18 protein-coding genes are annotated in these 22,563 nt (G+C 66.2%); 10 read left to right on the top strand and 8 right to left on the bottom strand.

Translation table 11 applies throughout. From position 1 onward, the window contains the following. The first annotated feature begins 501 nt into the window (after positions 1-501). Entirely contained in the window at positions 502-1,386 is an 885-nt protein-coding gene (locus AC6LJY_RS27010) for a hypothetical protein (RefSeq protein WP_498137178.1), read from the top strand. A gap of 188 nt (positions 1,387-1,574) precedes the next feature. Here the strand turns inward: AC6LJY_RS27010 and AC6LJY_RS27005 are convergent, their stop codons facing one another. Further along, the gene (locus AC6LJY_RS27005; protein ID WP_104145677.1) at positions 1,575-1,787 is read right to left on the bottom strand and encodes a YbdD/YjiX family protein; all 213 of its coding nucleotides are present in this window, start codon (positions 1,785-1,787) and stop codon (positions 1,575-1,577) included. A gap of 19 nt (positions 1,788-1,806) precedes the next feature. Then, positions 1,807-3,888, bottom strand: a complete 2,082-nt coding sequence (locus AC6LJY_RS27000) for a carbon starvation CstA family protein (RefSeq protein ID WP_498137177.1) — start codon at positions 3,886-3,888, stop codon at positions 1,807-1,809. A 310-nt stretch (positions 3,889-4,198) separates the two neighbouring features. On the opposite strand from AC6LJY_RS27000, the gene AC6LJY_RS26995 reads away from it, so the two are divergent. The 4 genes from AC6LJY_RS26995 to AC6LJY_RS26980 all read left to right on the top strand — a co-directional run bounded on the left by AC6LJY_RS26995 (position 4,199) and on the right by AC6LJY_RS26980 (position 8,400). Beyond that, positions 4,199-5,635 carry a cache domain-containing protein gene (locus AC6LJY_RS26995; RefSeq protein ID WP_498137176.1) on the top strand — a complete coding sequence of 479 codons (1,437 nt, stop codon included), beginning with the start codon at positions 4,199-4,201 and terminating at the stop codon, positions 5,633-5,635. After that, positions 5,632-6,288 carry a response regulator gene (locus AC6LJY_RS26990; protein ID WP_046806847.1) on the top strand — a complete coding sequence of 219 codons (657 nt, stop codon included), beginning with the start codon at positions 5,632-5,634 and terminating at the stop codon, positions 6,286-6,288. The genes AC6LJY_RS26995 and AC6LJY_RS26990 overlap by 4 nt, the downstream gene beginning before the upstream one ends. 194 nt (positions 6,289-6,482) lie before the next feature. Next, positions 6,483-7,028 (top strand): GTP cyclohydrolase I FolE, encoded by a 546-nt coding sequence (gene folE / locus AC6LJY_RS26985; protein ID WP_006219193.1) that lies wholly within the window; start codon positions 6,483-6,485, stop codon positions 7,026-7,028. 679 nt (positions 7,029-7,707) lie between these two features. After that, positions 7,708-8,400: a response regulator gene (locus AC6LJY_RS26980; protein WP_046806862.1), complete on the top strand. Its 693-nt coding sequence runs from the start codon at positions 7,708-7,710 to the stop codon at positions 8,398-8,400. 44 nt (positions 8,401-8,444) lie between these two features. Here AC6LJY_RS26980 and AC6LJY_RS26975 read toward each other — a convergent pair whose 3' ends face one another. Next, positions 8,445-9,788 (bottom strand): amidohydrolase family protein, encoded by a 1,344-nt coding sequence (locus AC6LJY_RS26975; RefSeq protein ID WP_498137175.1) that lies wholly within the window; start codon positions 9,786-9,788, stop codon positions 8,445-8,447. A gap of 150 nt (positions 9,789-9,938) precedes the next feature. Then, a complete protein-coding gene (locus AC6LJY_RS26970) occupies positions 9,939-11,660 on the bottom strand; it encodes a methyl-accepting chemotaxis protein (protein WP_498137174.1) in 1,722 nt (573 codons plus the stop codon). A 408-nt stretch (positions 11,661-12,068) separates the two neighbouring features. Between AC6LJY_RS26970 and tauA the strand changes: the two genes are divergently transcribed. From tauA to pdxR, 4 genes are all read left to right on the top strand, one after another. Next, entirely contained in the window at positions 12,069-13,097 is a 1,029-nt protein-coding gene (gene tauA, locus AC6LJY_RS26965) for a taurine ABC transporter substrate-binding protein (protein ID WP_314364154.1), read from the top strand. A gap of 67 nt (positions 13,098-13,164) precedes the next feature. After that, positions 13,165-14,007, top strand: coding sequence for a taurine ABC transporter ATP-binding protein (locus tag AC6LJY_RS26960; protein WP_219992293.1), 843 nt, complete (start codon positions 13,165-13,167; stop codon positions 14,005-14,007). Beyond that, complete coding sequence (locus AC6LJY_RS26955; RefSeq protein ID WP_104145673.1) at positions 14,000-14,827, top strand: ABC transporter permease subunit; 828 nt, start codon at positions 14,000-14,002, stop codon at positions 14,825-14,827. The genes AC6LJY_RS26960 and AC6LJY_RS26955 overlap by 8 nt, the downstream gene beginning before the upstream one ends. A gap of 177 nt (positions 14,828-15,004) precedes the next feature. Next, positions 15,005-16,537 (top strand): MocR-like pyridoxine biosynthesis transcription factor PdxR, encoded by a 1,533-nt coding sequence (pdxR, locus tag AC6LJY_RS26950; RefSeq protein WP_498137173.1) that lies wholly within the window; start codon positions 15,005-15,007, stop codon positions 16,535-16,537. A gap of 77 nt (positions 16,538-16,614) precedes the next feature. Here the strand turns inward: pdxR and AC6LJY_RS26945 are convergent, their stop codons facing one another. The 4 genes from AC6LJY_RS26945 to xsc form a co-directional block, all read right to left on the bottom strand. Next, positions 16,615-18,018 (bottom strand): NAD(P)/FAD-dependent oxidoreductase, encoded by a 1,404-nt coding sequence (locus AC6LJY_RS26945; RefSeq protein ID WP_498137172.1) that lies wholly within the window; start codon positions 18,016-18,018, stop codon positions 16,615-16,617. 19 nt (positions 18,019-18,037) lie between these two features. Beyond that, positions 18,038-18,430 carry a nuclear transport factor 2 family protein gene (locus tag AC6LJY_RS26940; protein WP_314364148.1) on the bottom strand — a complete coding sequence of 131 codons (393 nt, stop codon included), beginning with the start codon at positions 18,428-18,430 and terminating at the stop codon, positions 18,038-18,040. A 127-nt stretch (positions 18,431-18,557) separates the two neighbouring features. Then, complete coding sequence (locus AC6LJY_RS26935; protein ID WP_498137171.1) at positions 18,558-19,535, bottom strand: bifunctional enoyl-CoA hydratase/phosphate acetyltransferase; 978 nt, start codon at positions 19,533-19,535, stop codon at positions 18,558-18,560. Further along, positions 19,525-21,336 carry a sulfoacetaldehyde acetyltransferase gene (gene xsc, locus AC6LJY_RS26930; protein ID WP_498137170.1) on the bottom strand — a complete coding sequence of 604 codons (1,812 nt, stop codon included), beginning with the start codon at positions 21,334-21,336 and terminating at the stop codon, positions 19,525-19,527. The genes AC6LJY_RS26935 and xsc overlap by 11 nt, the downstream gene beginning before the upstream one ends. Positions 21,337-21,528: 192 nt before the next feature. On the opposite strand from xsc, the gene AC6LJY_RS26925 reads away from it, so the two are divergent. After that, entirely contained in the window at positions 21,529-22,287 is a 759-nt protein-coding gene (locus AC6LJY_RS26925; RefSeq protein WP_046806837.1) for an IclR family transcriptional regulator, read from the top strand. The last annotated feature ends 276 nt before the right edge of the window (positions 22,288-22,563 follow it).

The raw sequence follows: 22,563 nt of genomic DNA, 5'->3' as shown, positions 1-22,563 counted from the left end.
GCGGCGCAGATGTCGAGTCGCAGGGGGGACTGCACAGGCGCCGATCGCGAGTGAGCGACGTCCTCCGCAGGTGTGAGTTAAAGCGCACTCTCGGGTGGTTTTTGTGGCGAATGACAACAAAACTACCACCTGCCGTAAGTCGTTGATAAGGCGGCGCTTAGTTTTTATCGGGCCAAAACTGGCTCGGTTCTCGGTAAAAACCCCGTCAATTTCAAATCGCAGACAGTGCAACACGCTGGCTGCCACACACGATACGTTCGTAAGCCGTTGATAGCGTTGAGGGTTTTATGCCAGCGCCGCGCATGGCATGGATATTGCATTAGTCCTGGCAGCACTTCTTTTTGAAAGGCGCCCTGCCCTTGTGGCCGCGCCGCGCAACCAGGACAACGCTATGCCTACGCACGCACTTTGCCGCTGTCCGGCTTCTTGCCGGATGCCGCCACGATGACATCGTTTGCGGCTTTGCTTGCCCGGTCCCGAAACGCCGACCAGGGCTTTTATTTGTTGATCGATCCCCAGGCTGATCGCGCCGACGATAGCCCCTTGCATCCCGACAAGCTGCTGGCGCGGTTTCCAGCGGAGGCTATCGCGCCCGTTTTGCGTGCGGATCTGGCACACGACACGTCCGCCTGTCCCAAGCTGATCACGTTGGCTGAAGCGGGCCAGCGGTTCGATCGGGACGTGCTGCGCCTGACGGTCAACACCGCGCTGGCCGAGCCCATCGGCGGCAAGCGCATGGTGTGCGGTTGGCTGAACAGCCCTTCGCCTTTGGCTGTATTGGCCGAGGACCTGGCGCAGCGCTGCCTGGTGCCCGATCAGGATGCCCAGCGCGTCATACCCCTATTCGAACCGTTGCGGCTGGAGTTGTTGGCCGTTAGTTTGCGCGAGCGCATGGGCTCGTGGTTGAACCCCATCACGCAGTGGATCGTGCCGAACAGCGCGGGCCGCTTGTTGCAGCTGCGCAGCCACAACAACACGCCGACGCCAATTTTCGACACGGCGGACATGAACGCGCAGCACCTGGCGCCGCTGGTTGGCAACGTGTTGACCGCGTGGAAGCGGCTGGCCGATCAGCCGATGCCAGCCGACGCGCGCGTGCTGGCGCCCTTAATGCAGGACAAGCCCGGCCCCGCCACGCACGCGGCTGCCAAGGTCTTGTCGCATCTGCGGCGCACCCATGCGCTGGGGCTGCGCAACGCCTCGGACCGCGTGACCTTTGCCTTGAAGCATCTGACGGTGCACCCGCATCTGGAAACGCACCCACGTATTCAGCAGTGCATTCAAGAGGCGGTGGCCGGCAAGGCTCGGCTACTGGGTTCTTTTGCGGCGCTGGATACCGCGGAATGGCGCGACGTGCTTTACACCCTGAACAGAGTGCGGAGTTAACGATGAGTTCGAACGCCGATTCTTTCGCCTATCAGGCGCGGCTGGCGGTGTACCTAGGTGGAGATTCGCGCCCAGGTTCGGGTCGTTGAATGACCCCGCAGCTTGTCGGGCATCCCCTGCCTTCCACCACCCCCACCCCAAAATAAACAAGCCCCACACGGGGGCTTGTTTTCTGTTTTCACTCAACCTCAGCAGCAGCCGATTCGCTTCTTGCCGCCGTATCGCGCGTCCTGGCGTTCGCGGAAGAAGGCTTCGTAGGTCATCGGCTCCTGGTCCGGGTGGGTGCGCCGCATGTGCTCGACATAGGTTTCGTAGTCGGGCACGCCGACCATCAACCGTAGCGTTTGGCCCAGGTAGCGGCCGGCGGCGCCGGCTGCCGAGGTCATGTTGCTGAACAGCATGCGGCGTCTCCGTTGGGGGTCAGTCGGCGCCGGCGGCGGCCGGCAGCGCTTCGTACGGCGTCTCGCGGGACGTCGGCTTGTTCTCGGCGCGGGCGCGCCGCACCGACTTCACACCGAAGACCACGATGCTGATCACCACGAACATGAAGATCGCGCACAGGCCGGCGTTGATGTAGTCGTTGACCACGACCCGCGACATTTCCTTGAGCGAATGCGCGGGCGCCAGCACATTGCCTTGCGCGATGGCGGCGTTGTACTTGTTGGCGTGGGCCAGGAAGCTGACGCGCGGATCGGCATGGAACAGCTTCTGCCAGCCGGCGGTCAGCGTGCACGCCAGCAACCACAGCGTGGGCAGGATCGTGACCCAGGCGTAGCGGTCGCGCTTCATCTTGAACAGCACCACGGTGCCCAGCGTCAGCGCAATGGCGGCCAGCATCTGGTTGGCGATGCCGAACAGCGGCCACAGGGTGTTGATGCCGCCCAGCGGATCGACCACGCCCTGGTACAGGAAGTAGCCCCAGGCCGCCACGCACAAGCCGGTGGCGATCAGGTTGGCGGGCAGCGAATCGGTGCGCTTGAGCGAAGGCGCGAAAGTGCCCAGCAAGTCTTGCAGCATGAAGCGGCCGGCTCGCGTGCCCGCATCGACGGCGGTCAGGATGAACAGCGCTTCGAACAGGATTGCAAAGTGATACCAGAACGCCATCATGCCCGGGCCGCCAATGGCCTGATGCAGAATGTGCGCCATGCCGACGGCCAGCGTGGGCGCCCCGCCCGCGCGCGAAATGATGGTGCTTTCGCCGACGTCCTTGGCGGTCTGGATGAGGTCTTGCGGCGTGACCACGAAGCCCCAGCTGGAGACCACTTGTGCAACCTGGTCCGGCGTGGTGCCGATGACGGCGGCCGGGCTGTTCATGGCGTAGTAGATGCCCGGCTCGATCACGCAAGCCGCAACCAGCGCCATGATGGCCACGAACGATTCCATCAGCATGCCGCCGTAGCCGATGTAGCGGGCCTGCATTTCGTTTTCGATGAGCTTGGGCGTGGTGCCCGAGGCGATCAGCGCATGAAATCCCGACACCGCGCCGCAGGCGATGGTGATGAACAGGAACGGGAACAGGTTGCCCGACCAGACCGGGCCGGTGCCGTCCACGAACTGCGTCAGCGCGGGCATCTTCAGTTCCGGCGCCACGACCACGATGCCGATCGCCAGGCCAAGAATCGTGCCGATCTTCAGGAAGGTGGACAGGTAGTCGCGCGGGGCCAGCAGCAGCCACACGGGCAGCACGGCGGCGATGAAGCCGTAGACGATCAGGATCCAGGTCAGGCCCTTGCCGTCGAAATCGAACATGGGGCCGATCACCGGGTGGGCGGCCACGTCCTGGCCGAAGGTGATGGCGGCCATCAGGCCCACAAAGCCGATGATGGAGACCTCGCCGATCTTGCCCGGGCGAATGTAGCGCAGGTACACGCCCATGAACAGCGCGATGGGGATGGTGGCGGCCACCGTGAACGTGCCCCACGGCGAATGCGTCAACGCCTTCACCACAATCAGCGCCAGCACGGCCAGGATGATGACCATGATCATGAACGCGCCAAACAGCGCGATCACGCCGGGGATCTTGCCCAGCTCGGACTTGACCAGGTCGCCCAGTGAACGGCCGTCGCGGCGGGTCGAGATGAACAGGATGGTGAAGTCCTGCACGGCGCCGGCGAACACCACGCCCGCCAGAATCCACAGCATGCCCGGCAGATAACCCATCTGCGCGGCCAGCACCGGGCCCACCAAGGGGCCGGCGCCGGCGATGGCGGCAAAGTGGTGGCCGAACAGCACGTGCTTATTAGTAGGCACGTAGTCCAGGCCGTCGTTGTGCTTCCAGGCCGGCGTCATGCGCGAGGCATCCAGCTGGAACACGTTCTTTGCGATGAAGCGGCTGTAGTAGCGGTATGCGATCAGGTAGACGCAGACGGCGGCAATTACCACCCAAAGCGCGTTGATGGTCTCTCCTCTGGCCAGCGCCACGGTGCCCAGCGCAAACGCGCCCAGTACCGCAACCGCCAGCCAGACCAGGTGCTGACCCAGTCCCTTACTGCTGGTTTGCATAAGTGCTCCTCTTGCCTCCCGCCATGCTTGTGGCGTGAAACGCTTTTTTCGTCTCGCGGAAGGCAGACTCATTGTTGTGGGGTGGCGGGTGCGCAAGCGCCCGCGCTGCGTCCTGCTGGACGCGGGCGTTAGTATTTCGTTTTGCCCCCCCGCCAACAAGCGCGGAACTACGCAATCCGGGTACGTATTACTACGCAATGCGCCGCAACATAAAATGGCGGAATCCGGTGAATCCTCGCTTTTAATCAACATCCTCCGTCAGGCCGCCCCAATGCGGCGGCGCACCAATCACCCCTTAGACAGAATTCCCATGAAGCTGCGCTTGAAGATCCTGCTGCTGGCAGCGGTGCCGTTGCTGGTGGCCTTGGCCGCCATCACCGTGGCCGTCTACGTGCAGGGCTTGCAGCTGGCCCAGCGCGAAAAGCAGGTGGTGGAAAGCGCCTGGCTGGCCAGCAAGGAAAGCGAGTTGCGCCACTATGTCAGCCTTGCCTACAGCGCCGTGGCGCCGTTGCAGGCCACGGGCGACGACGAAGCCACGCGCCAGAAAGCGCTGGAACTGCTGGCGCAGATGGAGTTCGGCCACGATGGCTATTTCTTCGTCTACGACCTGCAAGGCAAGAACCTGATGCACCCGCGCCAGCCCGAGCTGGTGGGGCAAGACCTCTGGAACCTGCGCGACACGCGCGGGCAAGCCGTCATCCAGAACCTGTTGGCGGCCGCGCGCCAGGGCGGGCAGCAAGGCGAAGTGGTGCATTACCTGTGGGAAAAGCCGTCCACGCACCAGACCGTGGAAAAGCTGGGCTATGTGGTCGTGCTGGACCGCTGGGGCTGGATGCTGGGCACCGGCATCTATCTGGATGACGTGGAGCAGGCGCTGGTGCGTATCGATGCCGCCGCGCAGGCCAACATCCGCAGCATGTTCGCCTGGGTGGCGGGCATTGCCGTGGTGTCGATCCTGTTTGTGGCGGCCTGTGGGTTGGCGCTGAACATCAGCGACCACCGGCAGTCCGACGCCAAGCTGCGCCTGATGGCCCAGCAGGTGGTGCGGTCGCAGGAGGACGAGCGCGCGCGCCTGTCGCGCGAGCTGCATGACGGCATCAGCCAGGTGCTCGTGTCCATCAAGCTATCGGTGGAAGCCGCCCGGGAAAGATTACGGCAGGCGCCGCCGGCCGAACCCCAGGCCCATGCCCATATCGACAAGCCGCTGGGCGGCGCGCTGGACCGGCTGAACACGGCGGTGGGCGAGGTGCGGCGCATTTCGCATAACCTGCGCCCCACCCTGCTGGACGACCTGGGCCTGCCCGCTGCGCTGGAACATCTGGGCAGGGAATTCGCCATTCCCAGCACGGACGGCGCGCCGCCGCTGGCCGTGCGCCTGTCCACCACCGGCCAGCCTGTGAAGCTGCCGGACGCCTACGCCACCGCGCTGTTCCGCGTGACGCAGGAAGCGCTGACCAACGTGATCCGCCATGCCCACGCCACGCGCGCCGACATGACGCTGGCCTATTCGGCGCACGATCTGCGCCTGACCATCACCGACGATGGACGCGGTTTTGACTATGCACAGGTGCAGGAAGACCCGCGACGCGGCATCGGGCTGCGCAACATGCGCGAACGCCTGAACGCGCTGTCAGGCAACCTGAGTTTTCATTCCAGCCAGCAAGGCACGACCTTGCAGGCCTGGCTGCCGCTGCCCCCGGCCGCCCTTCCCCCGACCGCCCTTCCCCCTTCAACGAGCCCCGCATGAATTCCACGCCCGACGCCATTCGACTGTTGCTGGTTGACGACCACCCGCTGGTACGCGACGGCCTGCGGTTGCGGCTGGAAACCGTGCCCCGCCTTCAGGTCGTGGGCGAAGCCGGCAACGCCGCCGCCGCGCTGGCATTCCTGGCCGCGTGCCAGGCCGAAGCCCCGCTTGGCGACACCCTGCCCCACCTGGCGCTGATGGACCTGAACATGCCGGGCGGCGGCGGGCTGGAACTGACGGCGCAGCTGCACGAACGCTATCCGCAGATTGCCGTCCTGGTGCTGACCATGCACGACAACCCGGAATACATGGTGCAGGCGGTCAAGGCCGGGGCGCGCGGCTATCTGCTCAAGGATGAGCCGGCCGAGGAAATCGTGACGGCGATCAGCGCCGTGATGGAAGGCCGCAGCTATTTCAGCGCGTCCGTCGCGGTGCGCCTGTCACAGGCCAGCGCTCCGGCCACCTTGCTGACGCAACGGGAACGCGACGTGCTTCGCCACATCGCCACCGGCCAGGCCAACAAGCAGATCGCGCACGCGCTGGGCCTGTCGGTGCGCACGGTGGAAACGCACCGCTTGAACATCAAGCGCAAGCTGGGTATCGACGGGCAGGCCGAACTGATTAAGTACGCGGTGGAAAACCGGGGGGTTTGACGAGCGTACCGAAGGCTGGGCCGGGCGGCGCATGAATGCGGCTTTTACCCTGCCCTGACCCACCTATGAACCGCCCATGGCGTGGGGTTACCCATGATTGCAAGCGCGCGCTGCGGTAGACTTGCCTGCATTCCCGCGTCGCCGACGCGGCACGCGACAATGCCACGATGAACGTGTTGCCCCTGGAGTCCCCCATGTCATTGGAAAAGAACTACACCGCCATTCTCGAAGCGCTAGGGGAAGACCCAAGCCGCGAAGGGCTGGCCGATACGCCCGCCCGCGCGGCCAAGGCCATGCGCCACCTGTGCCGGGGCTACGCGCAGAACCTGGACGAAATCGTGAACGGCGCGCTGTTCACGTCCGATACGCGCGAAATTGTCCTGGTCAAGAACATCGAACTGTATTCGCTGTGTGAACACCACATGCTGCCCTTCATCGGCAAGGCGCACGTGGCGTATCTGCCGGCGGGCAAGGTGCTGGGCCTGTCCAAGGTGGCCCGCATCGTTGAAATGTACGCGCGCCGCTTGCAGATCCAGGAAAACCTCAGCCGCCAGGTGGCCGAGGCCGTGCAGAAGGTGACCGGCGCGGCCGGCGTGGCCGTGGTGATCGAAGCGCAGCACATGTGCATGATGATGCGCGGCGTTGAAAAGCAGAATTCGTCCATGGTCACGTCCGTGATGCTGGGCGAATTTCATGACAACCCGTCCACCCGCGCCGAATTCCTCAGCCTGATCCGCTGATCGTTCCAGCACGCCACAACGGGCGGTGCGGCCAAGCTGGCTGCACCGCCCGTTTCACTTGGCATTGAATCCGCGGAGATAGCACCCGCGGACGTCCTTGCTCGGTGGATTGCACGATGGCATTTCGCGCCCATCGCCTCGTTTTGCTGCGCCTGCGCGTACCCGCCCGGATATCCGCCTGAATTGGCGGAATCGACCGGCGTATCACGGGCAATTGAAATGCCCCAAATCCCCGCCGCAAGCCTCCGTTTTCAAGCGAACGGAGGGCGCCGACGCGCTCTACATTGAAGTCATTCGCAGCCCCCTCACAATCATTACGCTGCGAACCGCGGCCTAGCAATCGGAGCCGCCACAGCCTCCGAAAGCGAACGTCGTGAGATGTCTAGTTGTTGTTTGAAGTTGCAGTCGTCGCAGCAAAAACGGTGTCGTCGCCTTCCCCCCCCCGATCTGACACACCGTTCGCAGCAGCTTTACCCCGACCGGCCTGCCGGTCGGGGCATTTTTAAGACTCTTCCAATTCACAAGAGCGTTATTAGCCGTCAGCATGACGGGTCGCCTGGCGTGCACGCTTCATCGCTGCAATCGTTGCGCCAGTCCGTTTGCACAAGACCGTCAATTTGCAGGTTCGCGCCTTGGCGCGGCCCCGCAAGCCAGCGGCGTCCATTCGATGCAGCAACCCATGAAAGTCCTCGTAATCGACAATGACAAGACCTCGGCGGAAGCACTGAGCCATACGCTTGCCGAGCAAGGCCAGATCGTCCACATTGCCACCGACGGAGTTAGCGGCCTACGCATTGCAAAAACATTTCCCTATGACCTGATCCTGCTTGATGTGCAGCTACCCGTGATGGACGGTTTCACCGTGCTGCGGGAACTGCGCAAGGAAAGCAATGTGCCGGTGCTGATCGTCTCGGCGCGCGACGAACTGCAAGCCCGCGTGCAAGGCTTGAGCGAAGGCGCGGACGACTACCTGGCCAAGCCCTATGCCACCTGCGAGCTGGTCGCGCGCATGAAGGCGATCAACCGGCGATCCTCACCGGCCGACGAGCCCAGCACGCAACACGTCTTGCGCGTGGGCGATCTTGAACTGCAACTGCTAAGCCGCAAGGCCTTGCGCGAAGGCCAACGCATCCGGTTGACCGCGATTGAATTCGCGTTGCTTGAACGGCTGATGCGCAAGCATGGCGAAGTGCAGTCGCGCATGAACCTGGCGGCGCACGTGTGGGGCATCAACTTTGACCGTGGCACCAACGCTATCGACGTGGCCGTGCGCCGGCTGCGCATGAAAATGGACGATCCCTTCAGTTCGCGCCTGCTGCACACCGTCTGGGGCCTGGGCTACGTCCTGGAACAACGCGACCCGCCCTACTGATTGATGCGCGCCGCGCTCACGCCCGGCGCGCATCGGCTCTTGCGTCACATCATCATCGCGCCACGCTCCTCACGGACCGTGGCGCGCGGCCGCAGGTAACGGCCCTTGCCCGGTTCGCCTTGCACCTGGCTGCCGTCATACACCAGTTCGCCGCGCCGCCACGTGCCAAACACATGCACGGTGTAGGGCCGCCCTAGCGCCTGCTCTGGCTGCGCCGCCGACCGCCCGGGCGCCAGCACAACAAAGTCCGCGTCCTTGCCGATATCGAACGAGCCCTTGCGGTCGTCCAGCAGGAAATGTTCGGCGGGCTTTTGCGATAGCAGTCGGACCACCAGCGTGGGCGACAGGCCGCGCGATTCGCAGCCGGACCACAGCGCGGGCAAAAGCAGGTCGGGCCCGTAGTCCACCGTGGGGGCCGAGTCATCACCGGCGTCGTCGCCGCGCGCCTGGTATCCACTCGACACGAAGGTGCACATGTCGGTGGCCAGCCGCCGCCACAGGGCGTCGACCTCGACACTGGGACGCAGCAAGGGGTAGTCGTCGGCTGATCCACCAAACTGCTGCATCGCGTCTTCGGTGCTCATGACCAGGCTGCGCAGGCTGGTCTCGATGGTGACCCAGTGCCCGGCCTGGCGGTAGCGGGCGCACATGGCATAGCCTTCTTCGGACCACACATCCGCCGCCTGCATGCGCACCCCGGCCGCCGCGCCGACGCGACACAGCAGGCGCGTGGTCAAGCCTTCGATCAGGGGCAGGTTGGCGCGGGCCAGCACTTCCCGGCCCGCCCGGCCGGCATCCAGCAAGCGCCGCGCGTTACGGCTGGCCGTCAGCCGCGCGTGGTTGTGCATGCTGCACGCCAGGCCGAAGCGCGCAATGCCCTGAAAAGCCTGCAATAAATCGCTTTCGTGATGGGCAAAGCGGTTGCGCTCGTGCTCGAACGTGGGAATGGAAAAGGCGCACACGCCGCCGCTGGCCAGGGCGTCAGCGGCATCCAGGCCGTGCTGGGTGTTGACGGTGCCCGCCACCGCCACGTCCACATGCGCCTCACGCCCGATGCGCAAGACCATCGCATCCAGCTGCGCGCGGCTGGCGACCACCTCGGCGTGTTCGTAAGGCATGTCCACCAGCGTGGTCACACCGCCCGCGGCTGCCGCCCGGGAGGCGCGGCGGATGCCGCAACCATCGGCCCAGCCGCCGATATACGTACGGCTGTCGACGGCGCCCGGTAGCACCCACAAGCCGCGCGCGTCCACCAGATCCCGCGCGGCGGGCGGGCTGTGGCTGCCCATTGCCGCGATCTTGCCGTCCATGATCCCCAACCAGCCGTCTTCCAGAATGCTATCGGCGTTGACCAGCGAACCGCGTATCACCATGTCGAAATCGCTCATTGTTTTCTTCTTGTCGTGAGGGCACGCGGCCGACCGGCTGCCCGGCTTTGCGCACGTGCGTAGCGTTGATCGACCGCTGGCCTATCCCCACGGAACCGGCCAGCGGATACTACCGGGCGGGCGCCAGATCCTCCTTCCGGCGCCGCTTCGTCAGAACACCTGCCAATCGTCCTGCACGGCCGCACCCAGGCCCGCCGGCGCGGGCGCCGCTGCGGGGCGCTGCAACGCCACGCGCTTGCGCGGCGCGGCCGCCCGGGCCGGGGTCGACGGGTTTGCCGTGGATGCATTCGACACACGCGCATCGGGCATCTCGATGACCACGCGCGGCGATACGGTGAAAACGGCGACGGTTTGCGCCAGACCTTCGGCCTGGTCGCGCAGCGCGCGCGCCGATGCGGCGGCCTGCTCGACCAGCGCCGCGTTCTGTTGCGTGGCCTCGTCCATGCTGGACACGGCCAGGTTTACCTGGTCGATGCCTTGGGCCTGCTCGCTGGATGCCGCGGCAATTTCACCCATGATGTCGGTCACCCGGTGCACGGCGCTTTCGATTTCGCGCATCGTTTCGCCGGCTAGCGCCACCTGCTGCGCGCCCGCCTGCACCCGGCCGGCCGAGTCGGCGATAAGTTGCTTGATCTCGCGCGCGGCCAGCGCGCTGCGTTGCGCCAGCGCCCGCACTTCACCGGCCACCACGGCAAACCCCTTGCCCTGGTCCCCCGCGCGCGCCGCTTCCACGGCGGCGTTCAGCGCCAGGATGTTGGTTTGAAACGCAATGCCGTCGATGACCGACACGATGTGCGTGATCTTGGCCGAACTGGCGCTGATGTCCTGCATGGTGCCGACCACGTCGGCCACCACCGCCGCGCCCCGCCCCGCCACCTGCGACGCGCCTTCGGCCAGCTGGTTGGCGCGCAGCGCGTTGTCGGCGTTTTCCTTGACGGTTACCGCCAGCCGGCCCATCGACAGCGCCGTTTCTTCCAAGGTAGCGGCTTGCTGTTCGGTACGCGACGACAGCAGCACATTGCCTTCGGCGATGTCGCGCGTTCCGTGGCTGATCTGGTGCACGCTTTGGCGGACGGCGGCGACCGTCTTGGCCAGGCTGGCCTGCATGCGTTGCAGGCCAAGAAAAAGTTGACCCATTTCATTGTGCGATTTGATCTCGATCGGGTTGGTCAGATTGCCGTCGGCGATGCTTTGAAAATGCGCGCCGGCGCGCAGCAAGGGGCGTAACACCGAGCGGCTGACAAACAGCGCCGCGCCGATACTGAGCAACACGGCCACGGCAAGCAGCGCCGCGATCAGCGTATTGGCGCGCACGTGCTGGGTGGCGGCGGCTTCGACAAAGCCGTTGGTCTGGGCGTCTACATAGCGCAGATAGCCGGCCACTTCGTGGTCGAACGCCAGGTGGGCGCCCTGCACCGCGTCCATCTGCAAGGCGAACGCCCGGGCGTCCTGGCCGCGCATGGATTCGAACTGTTCGGCGGCCAACGAGTCGTAAAGCTTGAACGCGGCCGCCACCGGGGCCGCTTTTTCCTGCAACGCGGGCGCGCGCACCTCGCTGGCGAACGCATCGAACCGCTCGCGCGAGCGTCGCCACAGGTCTTCGGCACGCGCGGCGTCGGCATCGCTTTCCGTGGTGCGGCCGACCTGCCGGTTGATCATCGCGGCGTCCATCGCCAGGCGCGCGCGCAGCATCAGGGTGTAGGCCTCGTAGACGGGCACGACGCGCATTGAATAGGCTTCGTTGACCTGGCCCAGCTTGGCGTTGCTGGAGCGTGTGTCCAGCCAGGCCGCGCCGTTGGCGACCAGCATGCCGGTGAAGAACAGCGCAAGCAAAATGCCCAGACAGCTGCGGACTTTCAAGTGAGTGAACATACGACCTCGAAGGAATTCATGACCCCGGGGCAGCAACGCGCGCCAGCGGGGACTGAGGGCCTGGGGTGTCCACCGCGCCCGCTGGGTCGGACGAAACGAATGTATCCCAGCGCCTCCGACAAATCGTTAACAAATGAATGACATTTCCGTCACCGCGAAAGCGATGCTTTGGTGCTATCGACGAGCGCTGGCGCGGGCCTCGGGCATTTGGCCGATAGCCGCTGGACGATGCCGGGAACCACCATGGGCACATCCCGCCCGCGCGCGGCTCGGGTCGCCGCTTTGGCACCTACTGAACCGCCCATCTGGACCTAGCGTTCTGGCCCTATCCGGGCAAACTGGCACCAGGCCGCACCGGCACAAAGCCGGTCGCGTCGGGGCGCGGCCCACTCTCTTTCGGAGATCACCATGAACGCGATTTACCGCCTCATCCGCCGCTGCACCCTGGCCGGCCTTGCCGCTGCGCTGGTGGCCGCGCCCGCTTACGCCCAGACCAAGCTGGTAGTGGGCTATCAACAGATCGTGGGTCCGTTTTTGTCGTCCATTGCCGATGGCAGTTTCGATGCCGCATTTAAGCAAGCCGGGTACCAGGTCGACTGGCGGCAGTTCACGTCCGGCGGGGATATTTCCACGGCGCTGGCCTCGGGCAATGTGCCGGTGGGGGTGCTGGGGTCGACCGGCATCACATCGGCCGCCACGCGCGGCGTGGACCTGCAACTGTTCTGGATCCTGGACAACATCGGCAAGTCCGAAGCACTGGTGGCGCGTAACGGCTCGGGCATCAACAGCACGGCTGATTTGAAGGGCAAGCGGGTGGCGACGCCGTTTGTATCGACGTCGCACTTTCACCTGTTGGTGGGCCTGGACCAGGTATGGAAGATCAACCCGCGCGACGTGCGCATCCTGAACATGCAGCCGCCACAGATCGTGGCCGCCTGGCAGCGCGGCGACATCGACGCTGCCTACGTCTGGCCGCCCGCGCTGACTGAAATCGAAAAGACCGGCAAGGTGATTGCCGATTCCGAAGCCATCGGCCGCGCCAGCGTGCCCACGTTCGACGGCATCGTCGTGGACCGCGCCTGGGCCGCGAAGAACCCGAAGTTCATGGCCGCCTTCACCGGCGTGCTGGCCAAGTCCTATGCCGACTACCAGGCCAACGGCGCCAAGTGGACGGCGGAATCGCCCCAGGTCAAAGGCATCGTGCGGCTGATCGGCGGCAAGCCGGACGACATCATCGGGGCGCTCAAGCTGCTGGTGTTCCCGACCGCGCAAGAGCAGGCGTCGCCGACATGGCTGGGTGGCGGCAAGGAATCCGGCGCGGTGCGCGCGCTGGACGCCAGCGCCAAGTTCCTGAAGGACCAGAAGCAGATCGACCGGGCGCTGACCGACTACAGCCCGCACGTGACCGACCAGTACGCGAAGGCGGCGGCCAAGTAGGTAGCCCGGCTGTCTTCGGGAAGGACGCCCGCCTAGACGCGGGCGTCCCGTTACAAGGGGAATCCGCATGAACCACCCGACCCTGCCCGCCGCCCAGGCGCTGCGCGCGGACCATGTCAGCGTCACCTATCCCGGCTTGCACGACAGCGGGCCGGTCATCGCGCTGCAAGACGTCAACCTGACCATCGAGCCCGGCGAGTTCGTCGTGGCGCTGGGCGCGTCGGGCTGCGGCAAGACCACCTTGCTTAGCCTGCTTGCCGGCTTTCTGTCCCCTACCGAAGGGCAGATTACGCTGGGCGGGCGGCCCATCATTGGCCCGGGCGCCGACCGGGGCGTGGTGTTCCAGAAGCACGCCCTGCTGCCTTGGCTGAACGTGCTGGAGAACACGGAATTCGGCCTGAAGCTGCAAGGCGTGGACAAGGAAACGCGGCGCGCCCGCGCCCGCCGCAACCTGGAACTGGTGGGCTTGCAGGACTTTCACCGCCACATGATCTACCAGCTGTCCGGCGGGATGCAGCAGCGCGTGGGCATTGCGCGCGCGCTGACCTGCGACCCCGCCATGCTGCTGATGGACGAACCCATGGCGGCGCTGGACGCGCTGACGCGTGAAACCATCCAGGAACTGCTGCTGGATATCTGGCGCCAGACCAACAAGATGTTCTTCTTCATTACCCATAGCGTGGAAGAGGCGCTGTTCCTGGGATCGCGGCTCATCGTCATGTCGCCGCGCCCGGGGCGCATCACGCACACCTTCACGCCGGATTTCAACCGGCGCTACCTGGAGACCCGCGATGGCCGCCGCATCAAATCCAGCCCCGACTTCATCGCCATGCGCGAGCAAGTCCTTGGCATCATCTACGGCGACGAGCTTGCCGCCCACGAGTCCGCCCGCGAGCCGGCCCATGCGTGAACCGCGCGGGGGCCGCAAGCCGGCCGCCCCCGGCAAGGTCTATGGCGCCCCCGGCGCGGGCTACAGCGGCCACATCAGCCTGATCACCAGCATTGCGCTGGTGGCGCTGTGGTTCCTGGTGACCAGCACCGGCTGGGTCAAGCCGCTGTTCCTGCCATCGCCCTTTGCCGTGTACGACAAGTTCGTGTCGGCCATGACCGACGGCGTGGCCAATTCCACCTTGGCCGAACACGCCATGGCCAGCCTGACACGCGTGTTCTCGGCATTCTTCCTGGCCTGCATCACGGCGGTGCCGGTCGGCATCCTGATGGGTGTCAACCGCTACGCGCGCGGCATCTTCGACCCGCCCATCGAGTTCTACCGCCCCCTGCCGCCGTTGGCGTACCTGCCGCTGATCATCATCTGGTTCGGCATCGGGGAATTTCCGAAGATCCTGCTGATCTATCTGGCGATCTTTGCACCCATGGCGATCGCGGCGCGCGCCGGGGTGCGGTCGGTATCCATCGAACAGATCCATGCGGCCTACGCCATGGGCGGCACGCCGATGCAGATCGTCTGGCACGTGATCCTGAAGGCGGCCATGCCCGAGATTTTCACGGGCCTGCGCATCGGCATCGGCGTGGGGTGGACCACGCTGGTGGCCGCTGAAATGGTGGCAGCGGACCGGGGTCTGGGCTTCATGGTGCTGAACGCCGCGCAGTTCCTGGCCAGCGACATCGTCATCATGGGCATCATCGTGATCGGCGTATTCGCCTTCGCCTTCGATCTGCTGGTGCGGTACGTGGAGAAATTTGCCATCCCCTGGAAGGGACGCATCTAGCCGCGCGGGCTGATGGGGCGGGCTGATGGCGCGGCCCCGATTGACCTGCCCGGCCGCTGCACGCGCCCGGCAGGGCAATCCCCCATTCCGCGCCAAAGGGGCGTCCTCTATCCTACCTACCGGATCGCGCGGCGGCCCTTGCCTTGAGGCCCCGCGCCGCCATCACAAGGAGCCGTCATGTCCAGCCAGGCCGCGATGCAAAAGCCTGTGATGTGGGAACGCCTGTTCGAACGGGAAAGCGCGCCCAACCTCAGCCTGCAAGGCCGCGTGCGCCAGATGCTGGTGTCGGCCATTCTTAGCGGGCACCTGCCGCCCGGCATGCCGGTGCCGTCCAGCCGCCAGTTGGCCGACCAGCTTTGCATTGCGCGCAACACGGTGGTTTTTGCGTACCAGCAACTGGTCAGCGAAGGGTATCTGGTGTCGCGCGAACGTAGCGGCCATTTCGTTTGCGATTCAGTGATGCAGGGGCATTCGGGGTCGGTGCCCGACCCGACCGCCGCCATGCTGGACGTTGAGGCCCCGCAACGCGTGCGCTGGGACGAGCGCTTGCGCTTTCGGCCATCGCAACAGCGCAATATCACCAAGCCGCAAGACTGGCAGAAGCAGCCCTACCCATTTGTGTACGGCCAGTTCGACGCAGACCTGTTTCCCACCGCCGAATGGCGCGAATGCTGCATCAAGGCGCTGTCGGTACTGGACATCCGCAGTTGGGCGCCCGACCTGATCACGCACGACGACCCCGCGCTGATCGAACAGATCCGCACGCAGGTATTGCCGCGCCGGGGCGTGTGGGCGGATGCCGAAGAAATCGTGATCACCGTGGGTGCGCAGCACGCGCTATATCTGTTGGCGGACCTGCTGGTCAACGAAGACACCGTGGTCGGCATGGAAGACCCCGGCTACCCCGACGCTCGCAACATCTTTGCCAGCCATACGCGCCACTTGCTGCCGATGCCGGTGGACGAAGGCGGCCTGTGCACGGGCACGCATCTGCTGGGCTGCGACTATGTGTTTGTGACGCCGGGGCATCAATGCCCCACCACCGTCACGCTGTCGATGGAACGCCGCGAAACCCTGCTGGCCTTGGCGCGACAGGCCGACAGCATGATTATCGAAGACGACTTCGAAAGCGAAAGCCGCTGGGGCGAAGGCGCGATTCCGGCGCTGAAAAGCCAGGACCGTGACGGGCGGGTGATCTATGTCGGCAGCCTGGCGAAGTCGTTCGCGCCGGGCCTGCGCATCGGCTATATCGTTGCCCCGCGCGAGCTGACCCGCGAACTGCGCGCGCTGCGCCGGCTGATGCTGCGGCACCCGTCCGCGTACATCCAGCGCGCGTTTTCGCTGTTTATTTCGCTGGGCCATCACCATTCACTGCTGCGCAAGCAATCGCAGGCGTATCAGCGGCGCGGCGCGGAACTGGCGCACGCGCTGGCCCGCCACTTGCCCGACTTCACGCCCACGCCCATCACGGGGTCGTCGTCGTGCTGGCTGCAAGGCCCACCCTGGCTGAACGCGGCGCAGCTGTCCGACGCGGCGCTGGCCGAGGGCGTGGTGGTGGAACCGGGCGACGTCTTTTTCATGAACGGGGCCGACGCGCCCCGCAACTTCCTGCGTGTGGGATTCACGTCGATACGGCCCGAACTGATCGAACCGGGCATCGCAAAACTGGCGCAGGTGGTGCGCCGGTATCGGCTGCGGGCGGCGGCGTAGGCGCGGGCCGCGTTCGGCACGCGGTTCAGCTTGCACGCTACGGGGGCCCCGCCACCGATGCACGACACCTGTGCACGCTACAGATGCTCGTCCCGCAGGTGATACCAGCGATACAGCAGCCCCTGCCCCAGCCGCCTGAACGGGGCGAACAGGTGCCCGGGCAGCGGTGAATCGTAGATGGGCAGGTTCCAGGGCGCGCCGTCCTGGCCCATCATCCGCTGGGCCAGCCGCTTGCCGGCCTGGGCCGAGAACGCCACCCCGTTGCCGCCGTAGCCAAAGGCGTAGTACACGGGCTGGGACGGGTCGGGCTGCGTTACGCGCGGCATCATGTCGTGGCTGACGTCGACCCAGCCCCACCACGAATACGCCACCTCGACATCACGCAGCGACGGAAACTTGCGCGCCAGCCCCTCGCGCAGCAAGGCCAGGTGGCGCGGGTGCTGGGCGTCGGCGCCGCGCAAGGCGCTACGGCTGCCGATCTGCATGCGGCCGTCGGGCAGCAGGCGGTAATAGAAACGCAAGGTGCGGGTGTCGGTGATGAACACGGTGCTTTTCAGGCCGGCGGCCTCGCGCTCAGCGTCCGAGAGCACACGCGTCACCATGGAATTGGACAGCACCGGCATGATGCGATTGTCCAGCAGCGGGTTGATGCCCTGCGCCGTGTAGCCGCCGGTCGCGAACGCCACGCGGCGCGCACGCACTACACCCGCCGGGGTTTGCAGGGCGATGGCGCCGTTGTCGCGGCGCCAGCCCAGCACCGGGCTGGACGGATGCACGCACACGCCCAGCGCGCGCGCCTGGCGCAAATAACCATACGCCAGCTTCAAGGGATGCACGCCCACGCCGTCGGGCTCGTGCATGGCGCCGACGGCCTCGTGATCGTGCACATAGCGTTCACGCAACTCGCCCTGGCTGAGCATGCGGGCGTCGTAGCCGAACACCTCGCGCATGACGCGCGCCTCGTTCGCCAGGAACGCCATCTTCTTCTGCCGATGCGCGGTGTACAGATGCCCGCCGGGCTGCGCGTCGCAATCGACCTGGGCCACCAGGCTTTTCCAGTATTCGAAGCCTTCGCGGATTTCGGCGTCCAGGCGCTTGGCGGTATCCATGCCCCAGCGGCCGATCCATTGCGACCGGTACAGACGCCCGGAGGCATTCTGCCCCTGCCCGCCATTGCGGCTGGTGCAGCCCCACACCGCGCGGTTGGCGTCCAGCACGAGCGCGCGCACGCCGAAGTCGCGCGCCAGCGTCAGCGCGGCGGACAGGCCCGTGAAGCCCGAACCCACAATCACCACATCGGCATCCACGTCGCCCTGGATGGGGCCATCGTCTTCGGGCGGTGCGCCCGCGGTGGCGACCCAGTAGGTGGGCGCGTAGTCCTGCCCCTGGCCGGGTGGCGACACCAGCGGGTCGTACGTGGGGTTGTAGGCGTTGACGCGTGGGGCGGCGGCTGGCGCCGGGCGCGTAGTGTCGAAGGACATTTGGGTATCCATGCGCGTCTCACGCCCGGGCGGGCAAGGCGGGCCGCTGCTTGCGAAACGCGTTCTTCACGCGGATCTTGCCGTCTTGAAAGGTGAAGATATCGACCATGTCGGCCTCGACGCGCGTGCCGTCGGCCGCCGTCCCCGTGAACGTGCATTCCGACACGCCACGATCGCCCGCCACCCAATGCCGGCCGTTGTTCCATTGCGCATCCGGGAAGTTTTTCCAGGCCGCCGCGAAGGCCGTGCGGACGGCTTGCGCCCCCGTGTGCCGGCTGCCGCAGGCGTCCGGTCCGCCTACGGTCTCGAACACGCAGTCTTGCGTCATGAAGCGCATCAGCGCGTCGATATCGTGGCGGTTCCAGGCGGCCGCGAATTCGGCCAGCATGTCGGCGGTGACGGTGTTTGGCATTGCCAGCTCCCTGTGTCGAAATACCCGTCGCAAAGCGCGCGCGGGCGTCTGGACTCAAGGTACGTGGCGGGGGTGGCAGGGTCTAGAACCAGACGCGGCAAATCGCTTGCACCAGAATTTTCCGGGTTCAAGCGTCGCGTGCTGCCAGCAAGGCACGGGCGTGCAGCACCGCGATGGCGCAGCTGTTGACGCGCGCCTGCACGGAGTCGGACCGGCTGGTCAGCAGCACCGGCACGCGCGTGCCCAGTACCAGCCCGGCGGTGTCCGCGCCGGCCAGCCAGGTCAGCTCCTTGTAGAGCATGTTGCCCGCTTCGATATCGGGCGCCAGCAGGATGTCGGCGTCGCCCGCCACGCGCGACACAATGCCCTTTTCCCGCGCCGCTTGTCGCGAAATGGCGTTGTCGAACGCCAGCGGGCCATCGATGTCGCCGCCACGTATCTGCTGGCGGTCGGCCATCTTGGACAGGGCCGCCGCGTCCAGCGTGGCGGGCATGGCGGGGTTGACGGATTCCGTGGCGCACAACACCGCCACCTTGGGCCGGCCGATGCCCAGCGCTTGCGCCAGGTCGATGGCGTTTTGCGCGATGTCGGCCTTTTCCATCAGCGTGGGCGCGATGTTGACCGCCGCGTCCGTCAGGATGAACAGCTTGGCGTAGGCGGCAACGCCCATCACAAAGGCATGGCTGACGCGCCGGCTCGTGCGCAAACCGGATTCGCGCGACACCACCGCGGCCATGAAGTGTTCGGTATGCAGGCTGCCCTTCATCAACATCTGCACGGCGCCGTCGCGCGCCAGCCCCGCCGCCGTCTGCGCGGCCAGGCATTCGTCATCGGGCGTGTCGACGATGTCGAAGTCGCCCGGCCGCAAGCCCGCCTGTGCCAAGCGGTCAAGCAGCTTGCGCGCCGGCCCCACCAGCACCGGCTCGATATGGCCGGCGCGTTGCGCCTGCACGGCGGCATCCAGACTGGAGGCCGACATGGGGTACGCCACCGCCGTGCGCAAGCGGCCCGCCGACAGCGCGGCATCGCGCAGCGGCGCGAACAATTGATCGCTAGCCATACGGCGGGCTCCTGGTCTCTGGCGGCGGCTGGCCTTAACGCCCAACCGGATCGATCGGCAACGGCACCTCGCCCGCCTGGAACGGCTGATTGACGTAGCGCTTGTACTTGTCCAGAAAGCGCACGGGCTGCTTCAGCGCGTCGCGTCGGAACGGATCGCCCAGCTCTTGGCTGACCATCATTTCCAGCACCGTCGTCTTGCCTTCGGACTGCGCCTGGCACGCCGCCTGCAACGCCGCGCCCACCTGGTCCGCGTGTTCGACGCGGATGCCCTCGGCGCCCATGGCGCGCGCCAGCTCGGAAAAATTCGGGTTCAGCAGATTGCTGCCCACGAAGCGGCGGCCATAGAAGTCCACCTGGTTTTTCTTTTCCGCGCCCCACTGGCCGTTGTGGAACACCACGGCCGTGACCGGGATCTTTTCGCGCACGCAGGTCAGCAATTCCTGAAAGCTCATGCACCACGCGCCGTCGCCCACATAGGCCACGGCCGGGCGGTCCGGGCGGCCCAGCTTGGCGCCGATCAACGCGGGCAGCGCGTAGCCGCAGTTGCCGAAGCTCATGGCGGCCAGCATGGAGTTCGGCTCGTCAAAGCGCAGATAGCTGTTGGACACCGAGCAGATGTTGCCGATGTCGGTGGACACCATGACATGCTTGGGCATCGCGCGTTCCAGCTCGCGCAGCATGCGCCGTGGGTGCATGCGGCCGCCGCCTTGTTCGATGATGTCCAGGCTCCAGTCGTCGCGTTCGTGCGACCAGCCATCCAGCTCGGCTTCCCAGGCGGCCTTTTGCGAGGCGATGTCGTCACCGCGCGCGGCCTTGGTGCGCACGCAAGCGACGTCACGCGACTTCAGCTTTTCGGTCAGCGCGGCGGCGGCGGGCCTGGCGTCGCCGCAGATGCCGACCGACACGGGCCGCACCAGCCCCAGCATGCGGTGGTCGGCATCCACCTGAATGATGCGCGCGCCCTGCGGCCAGTAGTCCAGGCCGTGCTGCGGCAAGGTGCCGAACGGCCCCAGCCGCGTGCCCAGCGCCAGCACGACGTCGGCTTGCGACAGCAGCTTCATGCCGGCCTTGGCCCCTTGATAACCCAGCGGGCCGCACCACAGCGGGTGGCTCGCGGGAAAGGCGTCGTTGTGCAGATAACTGGTAACGACCGGCGCGCCCAGCAGTTCGGACAAGGCCACGCATTCCGCCTGGCCCTGGGAAAACAGCACGCCGCCGCCCGCCACGATGACCGGGAATTTGGCCTCGGCCAGCAGCCGCGCCGCCGCTTCCAGGTCTTCTTCGGCGCCCGGCCCCCGGCGCACGCGGCGCGGTTCGGGGATGGCCACATCGATCTCGCCGTAGAAATAATCGCGCGGGATGTTCAGCTGCGTCGGGCCGCGTTCGGCCATCGCGTTGTCAAAGGCCTTGGCGGTGAATTCCGCCATGCGATCCGGCCGGTTCACGTGCGCCTGGTACTTGGTGATGCGGGAAAAAATGGGCAGCTGCTCGGTTTCCTGAAAACCGCCCAGGCCCATGCCGGCGGTGCCGGTTTCGGGCGTGATCGCCACGACGGGGCTGTGCGCCCAGTACGCCGCCGCCACGCCGGTGACGAAGTTGGTGATGCCCGGCCCGTTCTGGGCGATGCACACGCCGTGGCGGCCGGTCACGCGCGAATAGCCGTCGGCCATGTGGGCGGCGCCCTGCTCGTGCACGGTGGGCACGAAGCGGATGCCGGCGGCGGGGAACAAGTCCAGCGCATCCATGAAGGCCGAACCCACAATGCCGAATACGTCCTTGACGCCCTGCGCGACCAACGTTTCAACGAACGCTTCACTGGGGGTCATGTGTTGCTTGCTGCTCATGGTGTGTCTCCTGGCAGGCCGGCGCTGTGGGAGGTGGCACGCGGGGCGGTTGCCTGCATCGTGCTTGCATCGTGGCCGGGGTGAATCGATACTGCCGGAGAAATCCCGCGTTTCCCATCCCACTGCGTTCCATTTTCTGCAAAATCCGTACGACGATGGCGCGCTGGCAGCTGAATCTTCAAATATTGAAAGATGAAAGACGAATCCTCTGCCGCGCTACGCGCGCTGACCCTCTTGGAACAGGTAGCCCGGTCCGACGCGCCGGTGTCGCTGGCGGCCCTGACCGACGCGACGGGCCTGCCCAAGCCCTCGGTGCTGCGCATCCTGACGCGGCTGGTCGACGCCGGGATGCTGCTGCGCGAACCCGCCGGCAAAAGCTATGTCAGCGGCCCCCGCCTTAGCGCCCTGGCCCGCGAGACGCTGCTCAATTCCCCCTTGCGCGGTGAACGCCACCGCATCCTGGACAGCCTGGTCGACGAAATCGGCGAAACCTGTAACTGCACCATGCTGGATGGCGACGAAGTCATTTACCTCGACCGCGTGGAAACCGCCTGGCCGCTGCGGGTGAACCTGCAAACGGGTTCGCGCGTGCCGCTGCATTGTTCGGCCAGCGGCAAGCTGTTTCTGGCGCACATGCGGCGCGAGGCGCGCGCCCGCCTGCTGGCCGCCGCGCCCCTGCCGCGTTACACGCCGAACACGTTGTGCGAGGTGGGCGCGCTGGAAAACGAGCTGCGGGCCATCAAGAAGGAAGGCGCCAGCTTTGACCGCGAGGAATTCCTGCTGGGCATCGTCTGCATGGCCGTGCCGATCCTGCGTGGCTCGCGGGTGATCGCCGCCGTGGCGCTGCACGCGCCGGTGGCCCGCTTGTCCATCGACGGGGCGCGCGGCTGGCTGCCCCGCATGCAAGAGGCCGCCCGCGCGCTGGCCGGCACCTACGACGCTGAAGGGTAGCGGCGGGGCGAGCGGGACCGCGGGGGGCCGGGGTGGGGTGGGGGGGGGGGTGGGGCGGGGTGGGGGGGGGGGGTGGGGGTGGGGGGGGGGGGCGGGGCGGGGGTGGGGTGGGGGCGGTGTGGGGGGCGTGGGGCTGGCGCGGTGGGTGGGGCTGGGGCTGTGGTTGTGGCTGTGGCTGCGACCTGCCTGCGCTCAGGCGCGCGGCAGCAGATCCGCCGACAGTTCGGACGCGGCGCGTTGCAACGCGGCCACCACATCATGCAGCCGTGCCCCCGA

It is taken from the genome of Achromobacter sp. RT286_PF, from assembly GCF_059760425.1.
Note: the sequence above shows the minus strand (reverse complement) of the source record. Positions and strands in the feature narration are given on the sequence as shown.

Excerpts from the sequence above, each read along its gene's own strand:
- AC6LJY_RS26945 (WP_498137172.1), bottom strand. The coding sequence starts at position 18,018 with ATGTCCTTCGACACTACGCGCCCGGCGCCAGCCGCCGCCCCACGCGTC.
- AC6LJY_RS26940 (WP_314364148.1), bottom strand. The coding sequence starts at position 18,430 with ATGCCAAACACCGTCACCGCCGACATGCTGGCCGAATTCGCGGCCGCC.
- folE (WP_006219193.1), top strand. The coding sequence starts at position 6,483 with ATGTCATTGGAAAAGAACTACACCGCCATTCTCGAAGCGCTAGGGGAA.
- AC6LJY_RS26995 (WP_498137176.1), top strand. The coding sequence starts at position 4,199 with ATGAAGCTGCGCTTGAAGATCCTGCTGCTGGCAGCGGTGCCGTTGCTG.
- AC6LJY_RS26960 (WP_219992293.1), top strand. The coding sequence starts at position 13,165 with ATGAACCACCCGACCCTGCCCGCCGCCCAGGCGCTGCGCGCGGACCAT.
- AC6LJY_RS27000 (WP_498137177.1), bottom strand. The coding sequence starts at position 3,888 with ATGCAAACCAGCAGTAAGGGACTGGGTCAGCACCTGGTCTGGCTGGCG.
- xsc (WP_498137170.1), bottom strand. The coding sequence starts at position 21,336 with ATGAGCAGCAAGCAACACATGACCCCCAGTGAAGCGTTCGTTGAAACG.
- pdxR (WP_498137173.1), top strand. The coding sequence starts at position 15,005 with ATGTCCAGCCAGGCCGCGATGCAAAAGCCTGTGATGTGGGAACGCCTG.
- AC6LJY_RS26990 (WP_046806847.1), top strand. The coding sequence starts at position 5,632 with ATGAATTCCACGCCCGACGCCATTCGACTGTTGCTGGTTGACGACCAC.
- AC6LJY_RS27005 (WP_104145677.1), bottom strand. The coding sequence starts at position 1,787 with ATGCTGTTCAGCAACATGACCTCGGCAGCCGGCGCCGCCGGCCGCTAC.
- AC6LJY_RS26980 (WP_046806862.1), top strand. The coding sequence starts at position 7,708 with ATGAAAGTCCTCGTAATCGACAATGACAAGACCTCGGCGGAAGCACTG.
- AC6LJY_RS26970 (WP_498137174.1), bottom strand. The coding sequence starts at position 11,660 with ATGTTCACTCACTTGAAAGTCCGCAGCTGTCTGGGCATTTTGCTTGCG.
- AC6LJY_RS26925 (WP_046806837.1), top strand. The coding sequence starts at position 21,529 with ATGAAAGACGAATCCTCTGCCGCGCTACGCGCGCTGACCCTCTTGGAA.
- AC6LJY_RS26975 (WP_498137175.1), bottom strand. The coding sequence starts at position 9,788 with ATGAGCGATTTCGACATGGTGATACGCGGTTCGCTGGTCAACGCCGAT.
- AC6LJY_RS26955 (WP_104145673.1), top strand. The coding sequence starts at position 14,000 with ATGCGTGAACCGCGCGGGGGCCGCAAGCCGGCCGCCCCCGGCAAGGTC.
- tauA (WP_314364154.1), top strand. The coding sequence starts at position 12,069 with ATGAACGCGATTTACCGCCTCATCCGCCGCTGCACCCTGGCCGGCCTT.